The organism is Bartonella sp. MR168JLCBS, assembly GCF_042194175.1.
This window is the reverse complement of sequence record NZ_JBHIMP010000535.1, coordinates 322-598: the sequence shown is the minus strand read 5'-3', so window position 1 is coordinate 598 and position 277 is coordinate 322. Positions and strand designations below refer to the sequence as shown.

The window sequence follows — 277 nt, the reverse complement described above, 5'->3', positions numbered from 1 at the left end:
AGTTATAGCGTGAAGCATAGCATAAAAGGGCAAAAAATACCACTTCGGACTAGAGGCGCCTTGAAAGAATCAAAAACACTATAATTTTCAGCCTGCCCCATATATATAATCAGGCATATAAAACAAAAAACAAGCAAAAAAGATCAAAAAAACAGCAAAAGAAATGACAAAAATAATGGAAAATATAAAAACGGTTAAGTACCGGTTGCCCCACGCTATCACCACCAAGAAGTGCCTCATGCAACTGCATCCCCACCCAAAGAATAGCTTTTAAAAG

Annotated in this window: 1 pseudogene; it reads right to left on the bottom strand. The window is 36.8% G+C overall.

The annotated features are described in order from the left end of the window. Positions 1-277: pseudogene (locus ACFIK8_RS12480) on the bottom strand (cytochrome bc complex cytochrome b subunit); the annotation flags it as partial.